Source organism: Paenibacillus sp. MAHUQ-45 (assembly GCF_058133325.1).
Genome location: NZ_JBYUPV010000001.1, coordinates 46,078 through 64,362 on the forward strand (window position 1 = coordinate 46,078; position 18,285 = coordinate 64,362).

Genomic DNA, 18,285 nt, shown 5'->3' on the forward strand with positions numbered 1-18,285 from the left:
TAATGAAGAAAGTATCTCAATCTATAGCTGGTTGGGTATTCAGTGCCACTCGCGTGTTGGTTGGCTGGATGTGGTTTAAATCCGGGTATGATAAACTGTCGGGCGGTTTTGGCGTAGAAGGTTTAGTCCCTGTCATAGCAGCCAATCGGGATACCCCGGAATGGTATAAAGCTTTCTTTAGTCATGTGGTGAGTCCGCTTGCGCCGGCTTTTGACGTTATTATCCCTATCGGCGAGATTCTAATCGGGATAGGATTGATACTCGGGCTGCTCATTGTACCTGCTTTAGTGATGTCCGTGTTCGTGAATGCCAATTACATTTTGGCTGATATGATATTCACCTATCCAACGGATATACTAGTAGCAACTATACTTCTTACAGGGAAGAGATTCACTATGTACGTCAGTGTGGAGCGCTGGCTGTATTCGAAATGGCAAGAAGGCAGGAAAGGTGCAGAAAAAAGGATGTGAAGGTAGTTGTTATCGGTCTTGATTGTGGATGACGAGCAGCCGATAGTGGATGTTTGTCAGTTGTATTTGCAAAACGATGGTTATAGGGTATACACGGCGAGCAGTGGGGATGAAGCTGAGAAAATTGTGCAGAGCCAGGTCATTGATTTTATGGTGATTGATGTGATGATGCCTACGATGGATGGGTATGAGCTCGTAGAGTCGCTGCAAAAGCAAGGCTTTGACATTCCATTCTTATATCTGACCGCTTTAAATCAGGAGAAGGATACGTTATACGGACTGGCATTAGGAGCGGATGATTATATAACCAAGCCCTTCAGCCCGCGAGAGCTAGTGTTCCGGATCAAAAATATTATTAAACGGGCGCAAAAAGCAAAGCCGCGAATCGCTGTGCTTCAAGAAGGAGAATTGTACTTGAACCGTGAGGAGCGGGTGGCCAAGCTTCATGGCGAGCTGCTTGATCTCACCAATAAAGAATTTGATTTGCTATGGTTCCTCATTCAGGAGAAGCATCGTGTGATCCCGAAATCCGAATTGCTGAAGGAAGTATGGGGATATGAGTACTATGAAGATGCCAGCACCGTCAACGTTCATATCCATCATTTGCGGGAAAAGTTAGCTGCAAAAGCTGGTCAGGAACCGATATTCATTAAAACAGTATGGGGGCTAGGGTATCAATTCAAGCGGGAAGGGGGCACTGTATCATGAAGCTGCGCACCTTGGTTTTGTTCTCGTATCTGATTAGTCTAGTCATCGTGACCCTGCTGCTATTTGTTGCCTATAAACAGATGTTCCTGGATTATGACAGGCTAAGGATGGCCATGATGATTACAGTGTCCTCCAGCGTGCTTTCGTTGTTAATTAATTCACTGTTTATTTTCCCCATGACGCGAAATATTGCGCAGCTGAACCGGCAGAGTCGGGATATCGCCAAAGGACAGTACGATCAGCGCTTAACCAAGAGCCGGGTTGTTGAATTAAGAGAACTTACGGAATCGATGCACGAAATGGGACTTGAAATTAAAGCAAAAATCAATGCGTTGCAGGACGAAGAACGCCGCCGGAACGAATTGATTGCGAACCTGTCGCATGATATTAAAACCCCGATTGCCTCTATCCGGTCGTATTCGGAAGCGTTGGTTGATGAAGTCGTAACCGATCCTGGTGAGGTTCGGAATTATTTGCTTGGTATTGGAAAACAAACCGAACGGGTGGTGTCGTTTGCTAATGAGCTGCTCGCTATCGCGGCTATCGATGATAAGGAGATTGTTTTCAAGCCGGAGGTGGTGTGGCTGGATCAGCTGATCCTGGATACTTTGCAGGCATTTGAAGCTCAAATTTCGCGCGAAAACCGTCTGATTGATGTTCATATTAGTGAGGGCTGCGTATCTGTGAATACAGACAAGGTGTGCATCCAGCGGATTCTATATAATTTAGTAGGAAATGCAATAAAATTCTCCAAACCGGGAACTAGCATCAAGCTTTATGTTCATTGTGATGGTGCCTATACCTACATGGAAGTCAAAGACGAGGGCATTGGGATTCCCGAGAATGAAATAGATAAAATATTTGAACGGTTTTATCGGGTTGAAAAATCGCGCAATCAGAAGTACGGCGGCTCTGGATTAGGGCTGGCGATCGCCAAGGAGCTTACTGATTTTATCCACGGCAAACTGACGGTAGTTTCCGGTCAGGGTATAGGGAGTACGTTTACTATCCAGCTTCCGCATTCATATCACAGCAAAGCCCGCAATCTCCTTTGAACAAGAGAATGCGGGCTTTTTCAGTATTGATTATGGGAACAGCTTACTTAGTTTTGATGTCATGTAGAACATTGAGAATGTCCTGAATATCCAGACGGTTCGTATAATCAGCATCGACATGGGACAGGCGTACAATTCCTTCTCGGTCAATGATAAAAGTCGCGGGAACCGGTAAAATCCAGCGTTCGGTGTTATTGAAAACAGTCAAATCCAATCCAAAAGTACCTGTATATATGTCCTGAATGTTGTCAGGGAGTTCATATAAAATACCATATTGATCGGTAACTTGGCCATCGGCATCACTTAGCACCTTAAATTCAAGCTCGTCCTTCTCTTTCTGTGTAAGCGAATTGTCCGGACTCTGTGGTGAAATCGCGATCAGCTGACCGCCAAGCTTCTCGAATTCAGGCAATGCTTGCTGATAACCACGCAGTTGAATGTTGCAGAACGGGCACCAGCTTCCACGATAGAAAGTGAGGATGACAGGGCCTTTGGCTAGTTCATCATATAACGTCACTTGACCGCCAAGCGGATCAGGCAGTGTGAAATTAGGGGCTGTAGCGCCTTCCTTCAATCCTGAGACAAGATCAGACTGTTGCAATTCTTGAACATGTTGAAAAATTGTGGATTGCACATCTTCAGGGACGGCAGTAACGTAATTTTCCTTTTGTTGATCTAATGCAGCTTTAATAGACATACTGATCACTCCCTCTAAAGAAAATGGATTGATGACTCCAATTTATACATTGCTTATGTTACAGTGTATTTTTTGGAGTGTCAACTCCAAAAAATACAGGCGGGTTTGAATAGTGGATCATGCACTCCATTTATGTTAAGCTGAATGCATGAATACGACTAGCGAACCAACCAAACAAGGTCATCGGCTGACTAAAAAAGGAAAAGAAACGCGCATGCGCATTGTGGCTGCAGCCGCGAAGATCATCTTCGAACGCGGCGTTGCTGGTACAAGCGTTGAAGATGTACAGCGGGAAGCCAAGGTCAGTGCCTCACAGCTGTATCACTACTTCAAAGAGAAGCGGGAGCTTGTTCTGGCAGTGATTGTGTACCAGACAGAACAGGTGCTAGGCAACCAAGAGCCACTTCTAAGTCATTTGGATAGCGTGGAAGCCTTGCGAGCTTGGCGTGACGCCATTATTAAGATCAAAACAGAAATGAATTTTCAAGGAGGCTGCCCAATTGGTTCTTTGGCCAGTGAGCTGTCGGATAATGATATAGAAGCACGTTCTGAGCTCGCAAACGGATTTATGCAATGGGAGACTGCGATTCGCAAAGGGCTTCGCACTATGTCCGAACGAGGGGAGCTTAGCGAGAAAGCTGATCCGGACGGTCTTGCCCTCGCCCTGTTAACGGCGCTTCAAGGGGGCCTGTTGCTGGCGCAAGTAAGACGAGAGATTGCCCCGCTAAGGGAGGGTCTTGACGTCGTCATTTCATATATTGAATCTTTAGTGGTTAAGCCTTAATTGGCTGTTAACTAACATGTTCCTGATTGTTGTATAGTCTACAAGATGAAGCCTATCCTCTTCTATTGAGAGAACAGGCTTCTTTTATTGTTCAGATTCCGAATCAATGGGTGTAAGCCACGGAAGCCTAGAGCGTGTCTCCTTGGCAACCGCGGTTTCGTGTGTTCGTGCAAGAAGACAAAGTCATAATAAATCTGCGATCGTCCTGATCCCCTCCACAATTTGCGCCTCCGTTACATTACCGAACCCCATAATTAGACTTTCCTCGTATTTTCCTTTGGCAATCGTATATCTCTCTGCTGGATAAATTTTAATATTGTGTTCTTCAAGCTGTGACGCTGTGAGAGTATCGAACTTACGCCCGGGCAGCTTCGCAACCAGATGCAAGCCTGCGGCATCGCCTGAAATATTCACTTTGCTGCCGAACGATTCCTTTAAAGCAGCAATGAGACGAGTGCGTCTTTTTCCATAAATACGCTTCATACGGGTGATGTGGCGTTCCAGATGGCGGTCGGCGATAAATCGCGCCAATGTAATTTGGGACAAGGTTGGGCATTGCATGTCCGTCAATCGCTTTAACCGAAGCAGAGGGTCAAGTAATTCCTGGGGAATCACCATATAACCTAAGCGTAGCGATGGATATAAATTTTTGCTGAAGGTTCCGACATAGACTACTCGCTCGGAGTCGAGTTCTCGGAGAGCATGAACAGGCATTCCAGCATAGCGGAATTCACTATCATAATCGTCTTCAATGATGTAGCCTCCGGTTTGCCGGGCATAGTCGAGTAGTTGAATACGTCTGCTGATCGACAAAATGCTACCGAAAGGAAATTGATGCGAAGGTGTAACAAAGACACACTTAGGCTGCACATGGGTCGGCAAGTCGTCAACACACAAGCCGTGATCATCGACAGGAATGGGGATAATATCGGCACCAGTTGATGCAAAAATACTATGGATGAAGCTGGCGGTAGGATCTTCTATTGCTACTGCATCTTCCGGCTTTAATAAAAGCTTGCATAGTAGAGAGATGGCCTGGGTAGCTCCGGCTGTCACGATCACCTGCGAAGGTGAACATTGGATTCCCTTGACGTTCAGCAGATACCGGCAAATATTTGTGCGAAGCTGCGCATTGCCTGCCGGATCTTCATCATAGCCGAACTCCGATGAAGGAATGCTATCGTATACGCTCAGCGTAACTTCTTTCCACTTCTTATGTGGGATATGTTCAAGTGCCGGAAAGCTCGGACGAAAATCAATGCCGTTAAAATGAGCTGCAGGTTCTGGCGAACTCGTTTCAACTGAAGACTCCGAATCGATGAACTGTGCCTGTAAGGGCCGGTTTCCCCCTAAATCCAAGACATAGGTACCGGACCCTTGCCGGCCCTCCAAATAACCTTCGGCGATTAGCTGCTCATATACCTCAACAATAAGCGCGCGCGATACCCCTAATTCACTGGCTAGACCCCTTGTTGACGGGAGACTGCTTCCCGCTGCATATCTGCCTGAAAAAATACGTTCCCGGAGCAACGTATAGATTTGTTTGGTTTTCGTATCGGCTGTAAAAGGCTCGAAGAGATCGGCCATCCATAGCGCTCCTTCCTACACGCGAATTGGTATACCAATATTAGCATATAAGTGGTACTTATCCATACCAATTCAGCGTGCTAACATTAATTTTACCAGCTCGAGATCAACACAGAAGGAAGATGACAGCCGATGAGTGAACGAAAATATATCCCACGGGCGCCTTCGAGGCAAGATCAAGCCAATGCAGCAAATGAGCCAGTCGTGAGCACCAATAACAAAACGGGAAGTTGGTTGGCAGTTATAGCCCTCTTTATGGCTTCGCTTAATTTACGGCCAGCTGTGACTTCTATTGCTCCGGTGCTTGAAAGCATTCGAAACGATCTAGGTATAAGTGGTGTGGCGGCCAGTTTGCTGGTCTCGATCCCCGTTCTCTGCATGGGGCTTCTCTCGCCATTGTCTGTCCGGTTCGGCAATCGGCTGGGAAATGAACGGGTGATTACCTGGTCGCTAATTCTGCTCGGCGGAAGTACCCTATTGCGTATCGTCGTTCATACCGAAGTCCTGTTGTTTTTAACTACCTTATTAGCTGGTATTGGAATCGCAACGATGGGGCCTTTGCTGTCCGGCTTTATTAAAAAGCACTTGGCCAGTAGGATGCCGCTCATGATCGCACTCTATTCCATGGCTTTAGCGCTTGGTGCCGCTCTTGGTTCGAGCTTGTCTGCTCCCTTCCAAATGAAGTTTCATTCGTGGCAAACAGCACTTTCGTTTTGGGCAATCCTCGCCCTTGCGGCTGTACCATTTTGGTGTGGAATAATGCGACGTAGCAATGTTCGGACTGAAGTGACGGCTGTACCTGGGACATCAAAGTTACCATGGAAAAATAAAAAGGCGTGGCTGCTCTCTATCCATCTTGGACTATTGGCTATGATTTTTTATTCTCTAATGGGTTGGTTGCCGCTTATTCTGATCAACGCAGGGGATTCACATTTGCATGCAAGGATGATGCTGACAGTGTTTGCTGTAGTTCAAATTCCAAGCGGGCTTATGCTGCAGATGTTTATGCGTCGCTTCCCATCCCGGCGGACATGGTTATTGGTCTCAACTTCCATGCAGGGAATCGGCCTTGCCTTCCTCTTCAGTTCCATGCTGTATTGGCCTGGGGTGCTTCTTTGTGGATTTGGTTCAGGGATGTTATTTGCTCTAGGCAACTTGCTTCCTATTGAAGCAGCGTCAAATCCTGAAGAAGCGGCCTCTTGGGCAGCCATGACACAATCCGTGGGATATTTAATAGGAGCGACGGGTCCGATCCTGATTGGCTTTGCTTATGATAGTATGGGGCAGTTCAGTCTGGGGATACTAGGCATGATCTTGGTATCACTGATTATGCTAGTCATTCAATTATTCATAGTTCCGCGAAAAGAAAAAGAAAAACAAAAAGAAATTTCCCATTTTCATCGTAACCTGACGAGCATCGCAATCAAATTATAAATCTGGAGGTTTTTTCATTATGAGAATTTTTGTAGCTGGGTCTACCGGGGTTATCGGTCGTATCTTGCTTCCAAAGTTAGTGAAGGCAGGTCATGAAGTTATAGGAATGACGCATAACCCGGGGCAGCAGCAGACGATTGAGGCATTGGGAGCAAAGCCTATCATTGCAGATGCTTTTGACCGGGAAGAAATGATTAAAGTCCTTGGAGAGATCAAACCAGATGTGGTCATTCATCAGCTTACCTCGCTCAGTAATTGGAGCTCTGCGGATAACGCGCGGATTAGAATCGAAGGGACCCGAAATTTAGTGGATGCTGCTAAGCAGGCAGGCGTACAAAAAATCATCGCTCAGAGTATCTCTTGGGCTTACGAACCGGGAGATACACCTGCAACGGAAGAAGTCTCCTTGGATATCGAAGCACCTACGCCACGGAAAACGACCATTGATGGCATTGTCGCATTGGAAGGAGCGGTAGCAGAGATTCCGAACCATGTTATTCTTCGGTATGGCACACTGTATGGAGCAGGTACTTGGTATGACATTAGGGGCGTGATGGCAGAAAAAGCGCGGAATAGCGAGCTTCCAGCAACGAATGGTATTTCTTCTTTTGTACATGTTGAGGATGCGGCGAATGCCGCTTTACTAGCCTTGGATTGGTCGACTGGAACGCTTAACATTGTTGACGATGAGCCTGCTCCAGGCACAGCATGGATTCCTGTCTATGCCGAAGCTTTAAAGGCGCCTGCACCAGAAGTTCAAGCGGGAGGTAGTGGCTGGGAACGGGGGGCTTCGAATGCAAAGGCACGGAATGAGTATGGCTGGGAGCCGAAATTTCCGACTTGGAGAACAGGATTTGTGCAAGCGTTAAGCTGAAAATCTGATTCGAGCCCTTAAGATTCCTTACAGGGAGATTCGCTGAATTTAAGCACAGCTAAGTCAGGGTAACTGTTAATTTCTAATTGGTGGCCATCAGGGTCATACATAATAAAATCTTGGTATGGCCCATTTTTTCCGTCACCGTATTTAGTTATTTCGCCCACAGCAATATTTTTATTTTTTAAATCTTCATGTAAAGCTTCCAAATTGGATGTTTTAAAGCTTAGCACAGCGCAATTTTCGTTATTGATTGAGAACCTTATGGGTTGGTTCGCAGAAGTTTTCTTTAAGAATAATAACGGGCCTGCAAATAGTCTTAGATTGGCTGCCTCCGGCTCCTCCCAAATGACCTGGTAACCTAATGTATTTACGTACCAGTCAACAGACCTTCGAATATCAGTAACAGGTAAATAAATCTGAACTATTTGGTTGTGAATATTTGGACGCATAGTTTACCAGCTCCTTAAGATATTGGATTGCATTTGTTACCTCATCTGATTCTAGAATAACATATTTTTACATGTGCTTGAACTTTATTGGATCAATAACTAATAATCTTAACAAGATATTGCATTGACATATCGGTAATTATCGATATAATAGCTGATATGGATACTATCGAGATTTTAAAAGCATTGTCTAACGAGTCCCGTCTCCAAATTTTGCAATGGTTAAAGGAACCTGAGCTGCATTTTATACCCCATGAAGGGATTGATATGAGAACAATCGGGGTATGCGTCTGTCAGGTGACTGATAAATTGAACATGACACAATCCACCACTTCCCAGTACTTGACGACCCTGCAACGAGTAGGGCTCATCACCAGTGAGCGCATAGGTAAGTATACGTATTACAAAAGGGATGAGGCGAAAATTAGCGAAGCATTGGCTTTGTTGAAAGGCGAGATTGAATAAAGCACAAGCGGCGGAGTTAGGTGAAGTAATCTTCGCCGCTTGTTCTGATGATTATCCTAGTAGCACAGGAAGATCGATTTATTTTCGATCAATGCATCGACAAATCGGAATGTATCAATTTGAAAACTGCTTTTAAAGCGAAGAATTCAACGACTGGGGGCCTCGTGATGAAAATAAAGGGATAATCTTTTTATTTTTTTTAAAAAAACGCATCGATAAATTATAATATATCAATTCGTTAAAGGGGAAAACATTAATGAAGGGCACGTGGAAAGTATATTTATTGGCGCTTGTCAGTTTTTTGGTGGGGACATCCGAATATGTGATTTCGGGGATTTTAGATAAAATTTCGTTATCTTTAGATATATCGATTACTTCGGCGGGGCAATTGGTGACGATTTTCTCATTCATTTATGCCATTTGTACGCCAGTGGTTATGGCTTTGACAGCAAAGATTGAACGACAGAAGTTACTGGTTGCCGCACTCGGCGTATTCGTGATAGCTAATGTGCTGGCGTTTGTGCTGCCAGGATTTGAACTTTTTGTTGTCGCACGGGCATTAATGGCTTTAGGTGCGGGGACCGTCGTTGTATCAGCATTGGCTATCGCCGCCAAAATTGCACCTGAAGGTAAACAGGCCAGTTCGATTGCCAATGTCACCATGGGCTTCACCTTGTCATTAATTATTGGTGTACCGCTCGGGCGAATGATTGCTGCCCATTTTGGCTGGAGATTGGTATTTGGCCTGCTTTCTTTGGCGGGACTGTTAGTCATGATCGTTTTATACTTCAGCCTTCCTCGTGTGAAAGGTGATGCCCCTGTACCCCTTTCCAAGCAACTGGGCTTCCTTAAAAATAGCAGGGTCGCTCTCGGACTTGCGATCACCTTCTTTTGGCTGGGCGGTTACTCGATCGCTTATACGTACATTTCACCTTATCTTCTTACAGTTGTCGGTTTAAATGAAAATATACTGAGTAGCGTTTTACTAGCTTTTGGTATCGCTAGCTTGATCGGTTCCAAATTTGGTGGTTATAGTGCGGATAAATGGGGCGTTGCCCATACCTTGGGTGGGGGAATGACACTGCATGTAATCGCCTTAATTTTACTAACGATTACGGTTATGCTTACAAATTCATGGATACCGATTGTTGTTATCCTGATGCTGTGGTCGTTCGCAGCTTGGTCAACTGGTCCTACTCAGCAGTATAACATGGTGCGAATTGAACCGAATTATTCAGGTGTTATGCTGAGTCTCAATCAATCCACGATGCAATTATCAATGGCTGCAGGGGCCGGGATTGGCGGCATCGTTGTCAATCAAACCTCCTTATCGCATATTACATGGGTTGGCGCGATCAGTGTATTCATTGCCATTATGGCCTCGCTGATGTTGAATGCACGAATGAAACAAAAGGCGACCACCTCTCGCGTTTAATCACCGGTAAATCAAAGGTTCCTGATCGGCTTTTAATAGCGAAGAAGGAACCTTTTCAATATCGATAAGCTGTTGCTCGAGGCTTCTTACACCGATTGCTAGCAGCTTTAGTTGGAATCCTCAATCGAAATGCCCTTTAACAGCAGCTTGATCGCATTGACATGCAGGGCAGCGTATTCGTCCCCGGTTAAATTTGGCATTGTCAGGCAGAGCTGCGTTGCTCCCGTCAAAGTCGACATTACGCCGAAACTCAACGTTTCGATATCCTCATTAATGAAAACCCCGTGCTCGATCCCTCTGTGCAGCACTTGTCTTATTGCACGATAAGCCATTTCCGTAATCTCTTTTAATGTAGTCAATGCCTCAGATTCGCTGGATAGCGTCTTAGCATACTCTTCAATGGCTGGGATTAATGGACTTTCGCAATCTCTCCCGAATAATTCAGCCATTTCAATTAACTGTTCGATAGGAGAGGTGGATTGCTCGGTCGAATGAAGCCACCTTTGCGACATTTGCTCGGCATGCTGGCTTAGCAACTGGAGAAAGAGGACCTCTTTATTTTTAAAATGATGATATAAATTGCCTTTACTCATCTGTGTCAGTGTACATAAGTCATCCATTGTAGCACGATCATAACCTTTTTCAATAAATAACAGCTTGGCATGGTTTAAAATAATTGTTTTTGCTTCCTCTGCCGGCAATCGCCTTCTGGTCATAAGTCCCTCCTGGGAACCTTACGAACGGTTCCTTCTATGCTTGAAAAATTGAAAAACGCTATATGAGATAACGATAGCAAAAATCCCGCAGAATGCAAACGGCATATCCAGCGCGTAGGCAAGAAAAAAGAGATCTTAAATAAGAAGGATAATTAACGGTATTTTTGTACTCTAAATCCTCTGCAGCTAAGGATTAATGGAGATTAAGTGCAATATTGTACCTTAAATCTACCAGAATAGCCCCTCCGACGTGTTTCTTCGAAAAATAAGATGCAATAATGCACTTATTTCCCTTTTTTGCCTATATAAATGAAAAATAAGGTACAAAAATGCCGTTACTTGGAGTGCTTCCTCTTTTTGAACTGTTAAGACGACTGGTGCCTCTACAACTGATCTATTCGTTCTTCTAAGACAAAGGAAAACTCCCCAACAAGTAGCGATTTATTTATTAAACCTGTCTACTTGATGGGGAGCATATCAAAATCGGCAGCCTTCCGTAATTATAATAGCGAGGTTCCGAACTTGACCTCCGGAAAGCGGCTATCCGGTCCTTTCATTAAGGCTCCGCCTTGATTTTTCAGATACTTATCGAAGAAATCCAGCATATAGGCATTGATAACGGAATTCGCTCTTTCGGGCGCAATCTTTCCTGTAATGCCCAGCATTCTGAATATCGGAGAAATGTATTGTACGTCGGTAAAATTCAAATGCTCTGAATTTTCGATATAGAGGAATTGTCCCCCTGAGTCGGCCGATTCGCGCATCCGTTCAAGCTCTAGCTTTTTGTCCTCCGTTACTTGATCCATCCACTCTTTTGTGTTGCCCATTTGTTTAAGCTCTGCCTCCGTGTAGGCGTGGTTATCCATTACCTTCTTTAATCTTTCGAATTCGCTTTCCGAGTTCATGAACAAGAACGGCTTTCGCAGACCCTCTCTGTCACGCAGTCGATAAAGCGCTCCATCCAGGTCTATTCCAACCGCGATTCGTGGATCGTAAGCAGCGTCATAGGCCGTCGCTCCGCCGATGGAATGACCGAACACCCCGACATGACCGAGATCAATCCTCCCTTTTAGATGACTTGGAATCTGCCCCGATTGGATGAGCGCGAATTGGTCCAATGTAAACGTCACATCGTCGGTTAATACCTTTCCGAGCTTGTCGCGGTTTCCGCTTTCCGTCCGGTAATCATGGTCGGGCGAGAATAAGTCGTTGGTTGAGCTAGTCGTGATTCGACCGTCCGGAAACTCGGTTGCAAATGTATTGTAGGTGTGGTCGATCACGGCCACGATATATCCGTGACTCGCGAGATCTTCGGCTTGCGACGTGTGGAGGAACCTGGAAGAGCCAAAGCCGGGATTCGCAATGATCAGCGGGTATGAAGTCTGTGCCGAAGAGACTTCGGCCCCTGAATAAGCATGACTGGATACGTACTTCAGGTGTTGCAAAGTAAACCCGGGAAGACCATAGTTCGCGGCCATATAACGTAAAATCTGGGTATCAGGAATTAAGGGTGCATACTTGCCGGTGCCAGCTTGAGCCGGATACCATACCTGAACCATTAATTCTCTCTTACCATCTCTGGCTTCACCGAAAATCTCTTCCCTATTTGGATCCACGAAATGAAAAGCCCGCGTTCCTACCTTAAATTCACCTGCCGGTTCAGGCAGTTTAAATACAGGAAAAGCATACATGAGACCCGCTGTTACGACCAGCATTGTCGCTATAGCGGTATAGGCTAAACCCAACAAGACTCGCGGGACCTTTTTGGGTCCGGTTTTTTTGAAATAACTATAACCTGAAATGGCTAAAAAAATGATCGTTATGCAATATGGGAATAATAGCTGGACTCTGTATCCTTCCACTGTCCAATGAATGACCAATAAAAGTGTGGCGATCCCGCTTGCAACGAATACTGGAATTCTACGCTGTCCTTTTTTTAATAGGACTGTTAATGCAAACAAACCGATGTTTGACAAAAAAAGCAACAGTTCAAACAGCCTCATCTCGATTCTCCTTTTAAAAAAATTCTGATTGATTTGTTCCAATCTTATCCTGCCAGACTGGCCTAAACTATCGATTTGCCTTACATCTACCTTACAACTACCTTAAAGCTACCTTACAATTTTGTAATTCGATAGCATATAAAAGAATGCTTGCGCCTGACGTTACGTCAGGTGCTACACTGACGTTAGAAAGGAGCTGAGAAGGATAAGTAAGACATATTATACGATTGGTTCATTCGCTAAACTGACCTCTACAACGGTACGTACGCTTCACTTTTATGATCAAAAAGGGCTGCTTAAGCCAAGCGGCTACAATGAGCAGGGACACCGGACCTATACGGATGACGATTTGTTCCGACTCCATCAAATATTGACCTTAAAATATTTAGATTATTCCTTGGACGAAATTGGAAAGTATTTGGAACAGGATAGCAAGGATTTTAAGACTTCTCTGGAGAGGCAATACGAGCTGTTAATGGAGAAGCAAGAGCATATCCAGCGCGTTGTGGCTTCGGTTAAACGGGTAAAAGAGATTGTTAAGGATAATGACACGATGGATCCTTCGCTCATTATGCTGCTGATTCATTCCATTCAGCATGAGGAGGCGCAGAAGCAGTGGTTCTCCGATCGTGTGCCGGATGAGGTCGTACAATCGGTGTTTATGAGTGAATCAAGTGTAGAAGAACGGATTCGGGTAGAACGTGAGTTTACGTTAGAGATAAACGATCTGATGGTGATGTACAAGCAAGGACTGCCGCCGGAGCATCCCCTTGTACAGGAGCATGCGTTTACGCTGTTTATGATGATCGAGCGGATGCTCGGGCAAGAGCTGTGGAATAGCGAGACCGGAAAAGTGCTGGAGGAGATGGATCCGCAGCTCTTCCCGAACCTGGAACAAGATTTTAAGAACTACTTGATTGAAGCGTTTGGTCAAATGTTAATTCGGCAATGGGGAGAAATAGACCGCGTTTGACTATTACAACTATATAAGCTGAACTTAAGAATTAGAAAAGCTGATTGTTGAATGGCGTATTCTTAAGTTCACTTCGACAGAAGGAGCAGTATATCAATGAAAAAACTTAGCGCTACAATACTAACCCTGGGCCTGCTTACCTCTGGACTTTCTTCCGCTCATGCAGCTGAGAAGGCCTCGTCCGTATGGCTAAACGGTGAGCAGATCCAGTTCAGCAATTCCGCACCCATTGTAGAAAAAGGGGTGACCCTTGTCCCACTCCGTCCTCTTCTGGAGAAGCTGGGTGTCAACGTAAAATGGGACCAAGCGACGCATACCGTCAGCGGCTCCAAAGGAAGCCTTTCCTTGTCCCTGAAGATTGGCAGCACAAACGCCACTGCAAACGGCAAAGCCGTCAAACTGGATGCAGCGCCAAAGCAAATCCGGAATGTAACCTATGTGCCGCTGCGCTTTGTCGCTGAAACTACAGGTTATCAAGTGGCCTGGAATCAATCACTGCGCAAGGTTACTCTTACTTCAAAGCAGCATACAGAAGGCCGCGGCTTTCTGTGGAAGGTGGAGAATAAAGGTAACACGGTGTATGTGATGGGTTCAATCCATCATGTACCCGAAGGGATGTATCCGCTGCGTCCGGAGATTGAGAATGCGTTAAAAGCTGCCAACTACTTGGGGGTAGAGGTCGATATGTCGGCAGTCACTTCCGAAGATTTACAAAAACAGGTATTGGAATTGGGTGTTTATAAAGACGGAACCACACTGAAGGATCATATCTCCGCAGACACGTATAACAAAGTTACAGCATTCCTGAAAGCCAATGGAATGCCCGAAAATAGCTTCGATATTTTCAAGTCATGGTTTGTCACACAACAGATCATGAACATTCAAGTTGCCAAAGATGGCTTTACGCCAGAAAAAGGGATTGATAATTATCTGATTGAAAAGGCTAATGAAGCAAAAAAACCGATAGTCTCACTAGAAACTATGGAATCCCAGATGAAGATGAACAACAACTTCTCCGACGCCTTGCAGGAAAGACTGCTGCTTCAGAATCTGGATCCTAAATCTGTGACGCCTCCTTCTCCGGATGTATCGATAGATTATCTGAATAAAATATGGATCCAGGGCGATGAAAAAGCTTTGAATGAGTTCACCACTACTGGCTGGGATGCTGAATACTTCCAAGGTCTAATCAATGACCGCAACGAAGAAATGACCCAAAAGATTAAAGGCTATCTGAATGGTGATAAAAAAGAGACCTATCTGGTTGTCGTTGGAATGCTGCATTTGCTGGGTAATGAAGGAATCGTTCCATCGCTGGAAAAGGAAGGCTTCAAAGTAATAAAACAGTAGCACTTATTTATCATTCTTGCTTATTACACAGTAGAGCTAGCCATTAGGTTGGCTCTGTTATTTTCTTCAGGAGATCAGCTCTAATCCATTTGTTTGTTAGGAGGGAAATACTTGATTATTACAACAACCGCAGTCGTTGAAGGTTCCCCAGTCAGAGAATATGTCGGTGTGGCAACCGGTGAAGTCATTATGGGAGCTAATGTCGGGAGGGATATTCTTGCCTCATTTAGAGATTTGGTAGGCGGGCGTTCGAAAGCCTATGAAACGAAGCTAAGGGAAGCAAGAGATGCGGCATTCAAAGAAATGACCCAGCACGCTTCGACGATGGGGGCCAACGCTGTAATCGGCGTAGGGATCAATTACGCAGTTGTCCGCCAGGACATGATGATGGTCGCTGTTAGTGGAACAGCAGTTGTTATCTAAGTAGTCGTTCATAATATTGCAGGGCTAACCATTAGGTTAGCCCTATTTTTAATTTAGTTTTTTAGTATTCAGGCAGCTCCATTTGATATAAGGAGTTTGACTAGGGAGCTCTTTTTTTGACTATATAAGATAAACAAAAGAAAGTAACAAAAAGCGAGAAGGAGTGAAGGGGGAAGTTTGGAACTGTAGGAGCGAAGCGCTCGTCTGAAAGCTTTCCGCAGGAAAGCTCGCATCGGAAGCACAGGCAGTCTCCGGATTTTATCCGCTAATAGCGGTATAATCCAAAAATCTGGAGACAATAACGACCGGAAGTCCAAACATTCCACCGTAGTGACGACCGAGCCCTATGTTAGGATTTTAAGTTCATCTTGAATAGAATAAAAAAATGCTTGAGTGTAACGTAACGTTACACCTTATACTGATGCTAGAAAGGGGCTGAGAAAGATAAATAAGAGACATTATACCGCTGGTGCATTCGCTAAACTGACCTCAACGACGAAACGGATGCTGCATTTTTATGATAGCAAGGGATTGCTTAAGCCAAGCAGCTACAGTGAAAAGGGATACCGGGCCTATTCCGACGAGGACTTGTTCCGGCTCCATCAAATATTAACCTTAAAATATTTAGACTACTCGTTGGATGAAATCCACGAATATTTGGAGCAGGATGGCAAGGATTTTAATGCTTCTCTGGAGCTGCAATATGAGCTGTTGTTGCAGAAGCAGCAACATATCCAGCGCGTTGTCGATACGGTTGAGCAGGCAAGAGCGATTGTTAAGGACAACCATACGATTGATCCAGAGCTTATTATGCAGATGATTCGTTCCATTCAGCATGAGGAGGAGCAAAAGCAGTGGCTCTCCGAGCGTGTGCCGGATTCACTCGTACAATCTATTTTTAGTGTTGAAGTAAACCTGCAAACTGAGCTGATGATAGTGTTTAATGATCTACTCGTTATGTCCAAGCAGGGGCTGTCGCCGGATGATCCACTTGTACAGGAGCGTGCGCAAGCTCTAAAGCTGTTTTTCGAGCAGATACTTGGACACCCGCTAGAGGAACTAGGAACGAACGAGACGGGAAGAGTGCTGAAGGAGGTGGATCCGCAGCTCTTCCCGAACTTTGAGCCTAGCTTTGCGAATTACTTGTCTGAGGCGTTCGTTCATTTGTTCCGTCGTATGTGGGAGGAGAAGATGAAGGAAGAGCAATAGGTTACAACCCCAAACGAAGTTGTCCGTCGACGCATAATGAAGGTTGCTTATAGAGATAGAGATAGAGATAGAGATAGAGATAGAGATAAAGACAGATGTAGAAATCGGATATAAAAAGGTTGCTTTCTAACGATTAAAACTGCGTTTTATTATTCCAACTAGAAGGAGTTATATACTAATGAAAAAAATTAGCGCTGTAATACTTTCCCTGATCTTGCTTACTTCTGCATATTCTTCCGTTCAAGCAGCGGAAAAATCCTTATCCGTAAAGTTAAACGGCGAGCAAATCCAATTCAGCAACTCCGCACCGATCATTGAAAAAGGAGTGACACTCGTCCCATTGCGTCCGCTCCTGGAAAAGCTGGGCGTCCAAGTGAAATGGGATCAAGCGACTCGTACCGTCAGTGGTTCGAAAGAAGGTCTCTCCTTCTCTTTGAAGATTGGCAGCACGAATGCCACGGCAAACGGGAAAACGGTTAAGCTGGATGCAGCACCAAAGCAAATCAAGAATGTAACGTATGTACCGCTCCGCTTTGCTGCTGAAACTACAGGCTATCAAGTGGCTTGGAATCAATCGCTGCGCCAGATTAGCCTTACCTCTGGACAGCAATCCGAAAGCAGCAAAGGCTTTTTGTGGAAGGTAGAGAATAAAGGCAACACCGTGTATATGCTTGGTACAATCCACACCGTCGACAAGACTATATACCCGTTGCGTCCGGAGATTGAGAATGCGTTCAATGCTGCTGACTACTTGGGCGTAGAGATCGACTTTACAAAGATCGTTCCCGACGAATTAACTAAATTGATAACTGATGTGAGTGAATATAAAGACGGAACCACACTGAAGGATCATATCTCTGCAGCAACCTATAACAAAGTTCAAGCATTCCTGAAAGAAAATGGACTGCCGGAAAATAGCTACGATAACATCAAGGCGTGGTACGCTTCGCAACAAATGGGGACCATTCTATCGGCAAAACAAGATTTAGACGAAGGTATGGGTATTGACATGTATTTCATGGGCAAAGCCATCAATACGAAAAAGCCAATTATTGGGCTAGAGACTTTTGAGTCCCAATACGATGTTTTCAATAAATTCTCCGACTCGCTACAGGAAAAGCTGATCCTTCAAATGCTGGATCCAAACTCTTTGCCTTCTTCTGCTACGGAAATGTCGATGGATGATATTCTGAAAGTATGGAAAACTGGCGATGAAAAAAACCTGGTTAAATTTGTCGATGCGCTTCGCTGGGATGATGACTATTTCAAAGGTATGCAGACGGACCGTAATTTAGCAATGGCTGAGAAGATTAAAGGCTATCTGAACAGTGATAAAAAAGCAACATATATGATTGCACTTGGAGCTTCACATTTTGCGGGCGACTCTGGTCTGGTTACAACGCTGGAGAAGGCGGGATACAAGGTGGTAAAACAGTAACATTTAAGCAGCTTGGGTGAGGATGCTATAATTTCTGCATTAGCATGTAGTAATAATACCTATAACAACGAAGGAACTAATGTAAAAAGGACGATGCAATATATGTTTCTCCAGAAGACAGAGTTAGTAGTACCCATAGACTAGGAACTGAAAGAAAATATTAATTTATACCATCCCTCTCCATTGAATGCTGTTCAGGCAACATCATTCAA

General features: G+C 44.8%; 18 protein-coding genes. 13 read left to right on the forward strand and 5 right to left on the reverse strand.

Going from position 1 to position 18,285, the window contains the following annotated elements:
• Positions 1-2 precede the first annotated feature (2 nt).
• Genes AC3Y23_RS00225 through AC3Y23_RS00235 form a run of 3 tightly spaced genes read left to right on the forward strand, consistent with a single transcriptional unit; the run spans position 3 to position 2,233 of the window.
• Positions 3-470 (forward strand): DoxX family membrane protein, encoded by a 468-nt coding sequence (locus AC3Y23_RS00225; RefSeq protein WP_379194411.1) that lies wholly within the window; start codon positions 3-5, stop codon positions 468-470.
• Between the two features lie 6 nt (positions 471-476).
• Positions 477-1,178, forward strand: a complete 702-nt coding sequence (locus AC3Y23_RS00230; RefSeq protein ID WP_379194413.1) for a response regulator transcription factor — start codon at positions 477-479, stop codon at positions 1,176-1,178.
• Positions 1,175-2,233, forward strand: coding sequence for a sensor histidine kinase (locus AC3Y23_RS00235; protein WP_379194415.1), 1,059 nt, complete (start codon positions 1,175-1,177; stop codon positions 2,231-2,233). The genes AC3Y23_RS00230 and AC3Y23_RS00235 overlap by 4 nt, the downstream gene beginning before the upstream one ends.
• A 43-nt stretch (positions 2,234-2,276) precedes the next feature.
• On the opposite strand, the gene AC3Y23_RS00240 is transcribed toward AC3Y23_RS00235, so the two are convergent.
• Positions 2,277-2,930 carry a peroxiredoxin-like family protein gene (locus tag AC3Y23_RS00240; RefSeq protein WP_379194417.1) on the reverse strand — a complete coding sequence of 218 codons (654 nt, stop codon included), beginning with the start codon at positions 2,928-2,930 and terminating at the stop codon, positions 2,277-2,279.
• 148 nt (positions 2,931-3,078) lie between these two features.
• Here AC3Y23_RS00240 and AC3Y23_RS00245 point away from each other — a divergent pair, with 148 nt between their 5' ends.
• Positions 3,079-3,714, forward strand: a complete 636-nt coding sequence (locus AC3Y23_RS00245; protein ID WP_379194419.1) for a TetR/AcrR family transcriptional regulator — start codon at positions 3,079-3,081, stop codon at positions 3,712-3,714.
• 183 nt (positions 3,715-3,897) lie between these two features.
• Here the strand turns inward: AC3Y23_RS00245 and pdxR are convergent, their stop codons facing one another.
• The gene (pdxR, locus tag AC3Y23_RS00250) at positions 3,898-5,301 is read right to left on the reverse strand and encodes a MocR-like pyridoxine biosynthesis transcription factor PdxR (protein ID WP_379194421.1); all 1,404 of its coding nucleotides are present in this window, start codon (positions 5,299-5,301) and stop codon (positions 3,898-3,900) included.
• Between the two features lie 132 nt (positions 5,302-5,433).
• Between pdxR and AC3Y23_RS00255 the strand changes: the two genes are divergently transcribed.
• Positions 5,434-6,735, forward strand: coding sequence for an MFS transporter (locus AC3Y23_RS00255; protein WP_379194423.1), 1,302 nt, complete (start codon positions 5,434-5,436; stop codon positions 6,733-6,735).
• Positions 6,736-6,754: 19 nt separating this feature from the next.
• Positions 6,755-7,609, forward strand: a complete 855-nt coding sequence (locus AC3Y23_RS00260; protein ID WP_379194425.1) for an NAD-dependent epimerase/dehydratase family protein — start codon at positions 6,755-6,757, stop codon at positions 7,607-7,609.
• Between the two features lie 17 nt (positions 7,610-7,626).
• On the opposite strand, the gene AC3Y23_RS00265 is transcribed toward AC3Y23_RS00260, so the two are convergent.
• A complete protein-coding gene (locus tag AC3Y23_RS00265) occupies positions 7,627-8,061 on the reverse strand; it encodes a VOC family protein (protein WP_379194427.1) in 435 nt (144 codons plus the stop codon).
• A 159-nt stretch (positions 8,062-8,220) separates the two neighbouring features.
• Between AC3Y23_RS00265 and AC3Y23_RS00270 the strand changes: the two genes are divergently transcribed.
• Both AC3Y23_RS00270 and AC3Y23_RS00275 read left to right on the forward strand, forming a co-directional pair.
• Entirely contained in the window at positions 8,221-8,526 is a 306-nt protein-coding gene (locus tag AC3Y23_RS00270) for an ArsR/SmtB family transcription factor (RefSeq protein ID WP_379194429.1), read from the forward strand.
• Between the two features lie 256 nt (positions 8,527-8,782).
• Positions 8,783-9,961 carry an MFS transporter gene (locus AC3Y23_RS00275; RefSeq protein ID WP_379194431.1) on the forward strand — a complete coding sequence of 393 codons (1,179 nt, stop codon included), beginning with the start codon at positions 8,783-8,785 and terminating at the stop codon, positions 9,959-9,961.
• 107 nt (positions 9,962-10,068) lie between these two features.
• Here AC3Y23_RS00275 and AC3Y23_RS00280 read toward each other — a convergent pair whose 3' ends face one another.
• On the reverse strand, positions 10,069-10,677 hold the full coding sequence (locus tag AC3Y23_RS00280; RefSeq protein ID WP_379194433.1) for a TetR/AcrR family transcriptional regulator: 609 nt from the start codon (positions 10,675-10,677) through the stop codon (positions 10,069-10,071).
• A 500-nt stretch (positions 10,678-11,177) separates the two neighbouring features.
• Positions 11,178-12,680 (reverse strand): alpha/beta hydrolase family protein, encoded by a 1,503-nt coding sequence (locus AC3Y23_RS00285; protein ID WP_379194435.1) that lies wholly within the window; start codon positions 12,678-12,680, stop codon positions 11,178-11,180.
• A gap of 226 nt (positions 12,681-12,906) precedes the next feature.
• Between AC3Y23_RS00285 and AC3Y23_RS00290 the strand changes: the two genes are divergently transcribed.
• The 5 genes from AC3Y23_RS00290 (at position 12,907) to AC3Y23_RS00310 (ending at position 18,073) form a co-directional block, all read left to right on the forward strand.
• Positions 12,907-13,653: a MerR family transcriptional regulator gene (locus AC3Y23_RS00290; protein WP_379195704.1), complete on the forward strand. Its 747-nt coding sequence runs from the start codon at positions 12,907-12,909 to the stop codon at positions 13,651-13,653.
• 96 nt (positions 13,654-13,749) lie between these two features.
• Entirely contained in the window at positions 13,750-15,003 is a 1,254-nt protein-coding gene (locus AC3Y23_RS00295; protein ID WP_379194437.1) for a TraB/GumN family protein, read from the forward strand.
• A 111-nt stretch (positions 15,004-15,114) separates the two neighbouring features.
• A complete protein-coding gene (locus tag AC3Y23_RS00300; protein ID WP_379194440.1) occupies positions 15,115-15,426 on the forward strand; it encodes a YbjQ family protein in 312 nt (103 codons plus the stop codon).
• A gap of 444 nt (positions 15,427-15,870) precedes the next feature.
• On the forward strand, positions 15,871-16,635 hold the full coding sequence (locus tag AC3Y23_RS00305; protein WP_379195706.1) for a MerR family transcriptional regulator: 765 nt from the start codon (positions 15,871-15,873) through the stop codon (positions 16,633-16,635).
• A gap of 178 nt (positions 16,636-16,813) precedes the next feature.
• Positions 16,814-18,073: a TraB/GumN family protein gene (locus AC3Y23_RS00310; RefSeq protein WP_379194442.1), complete on the forward strand. Its 1,260-nt coding sequence runs from the start codon at positions 16,814-16,816 to the stop codon at positions 18,071-18,073.
• Positions 18,074-18,285 lie beyond the last annotated feature (212 nt).

What these genes read in the sequence shown, in the direction of transcription:
- AC3Y23_RS00225 (WP_379194411.1), top strand. Translation starts at nt 3, where the DNA reads ATGAAGAAAGTATCTCAATCTATAGCTGGTTGGGTATTCAGTGCCACT.
- AC3Y23_RS00235 (WP_379194415.1), top strand. Translation starts at nt 1,175, where the DNA reads ATGAAGCTGCGCACCTTGGTTTTGTTCTCGTATCTGATTAGTCTAGTC.
- AC3Y23_RS00240 (WP_379194417.1), bottom strand. Translation starts at nt 2,930, where the DNA reads ATGTCTATTAAAGCTGCATTAGATCAACAAAAGGAAAATTACGTTACT.
- AC3Y23_RS00245 (WP_379194419.1), top strand. Translation starts at nt 3,079, where the DNA reads ATGAATACGACTAGCGAACCAACCAAACAAGGTCATCGGCTGACTAAA.
- pdxR (WP_379194421.1), bottom strand. Translation starts at nt 5,301, where the DNA reads ATGGCCGATCTCTTCGAGCCTTTTACAGCCGATACGAAAACCAAACAA.
- AC3Y23_RS00255 (WP_379194423.1), top strand. Translation starts at nt 5,434, where the DNA reads ATGAGTGAACGAAAATATATCCCACGGGCGCCTTCGAGGCAAGATCAA.
- AC3Y23_RS00260 (WP_379194425.1), top strand. Translation starts at nt 6,755, where the DNA reads ATGAGAATTTTTGTAGCTGGGTCTACCGGGGTTATCGGTCGTATCTTG.
- AC3Y23_RS00265 (WP_379194427.1), bottom strand. Translation starts at nt 8,061, where the DNA reads ATGCGTCCAAATATTCACAACCAAATAGTTCAGATTTATTTACCTGTT.
- AC3Y23_RS00270 (WP_379194429.1), top strand. Translation starts at nt 8,221, where the DNA reads ATGGATACTATCGAGATTTTAAAAGCATTGTCTAACGAGTCCCGTCTC.
- AC3Y23_RS00275 (WP_379194431.1), top strand. Translation starts at nt 8,783, where the DNA reads ATGAAGGGCACGTGGAAAGTATATTTATTGGCGCTTGTCAGTTTTTTG.
- AC3Y23_RS00280 (WP_379194433.1), bottom strand. Translation starts at nt 10,677, where the DNA reads ATGACCAGAAGGCGATTGCCGGCAGAGGAAGCAAAAACAATTATTTTA.
- AC3Y23_RS00285 (WP_379194435.1), bottom strand. Translation starts at nt 12,680, where the DNA reads ATGAGGCTGTTTGAACTGTTGCTTTTTTTGTCAAACATCGGTTTGTTT.
- AC3Y23_RS00295 (WP_379194437.1), top strand. Translation starts at nt 13,750, where the DNA reads ATGAAAAAACTTAGCGCTACAATACTAACCCTGGGCCTGCTTACCTCT.
- AC3Y23_RS00310 (WP_379194442.1), top strand. Translation starts at nt 16,814, where the DNA reads ATGAAAAAAATTAGCGCTGTAATACTTTCCCTGATCTTGCTTACTTCT.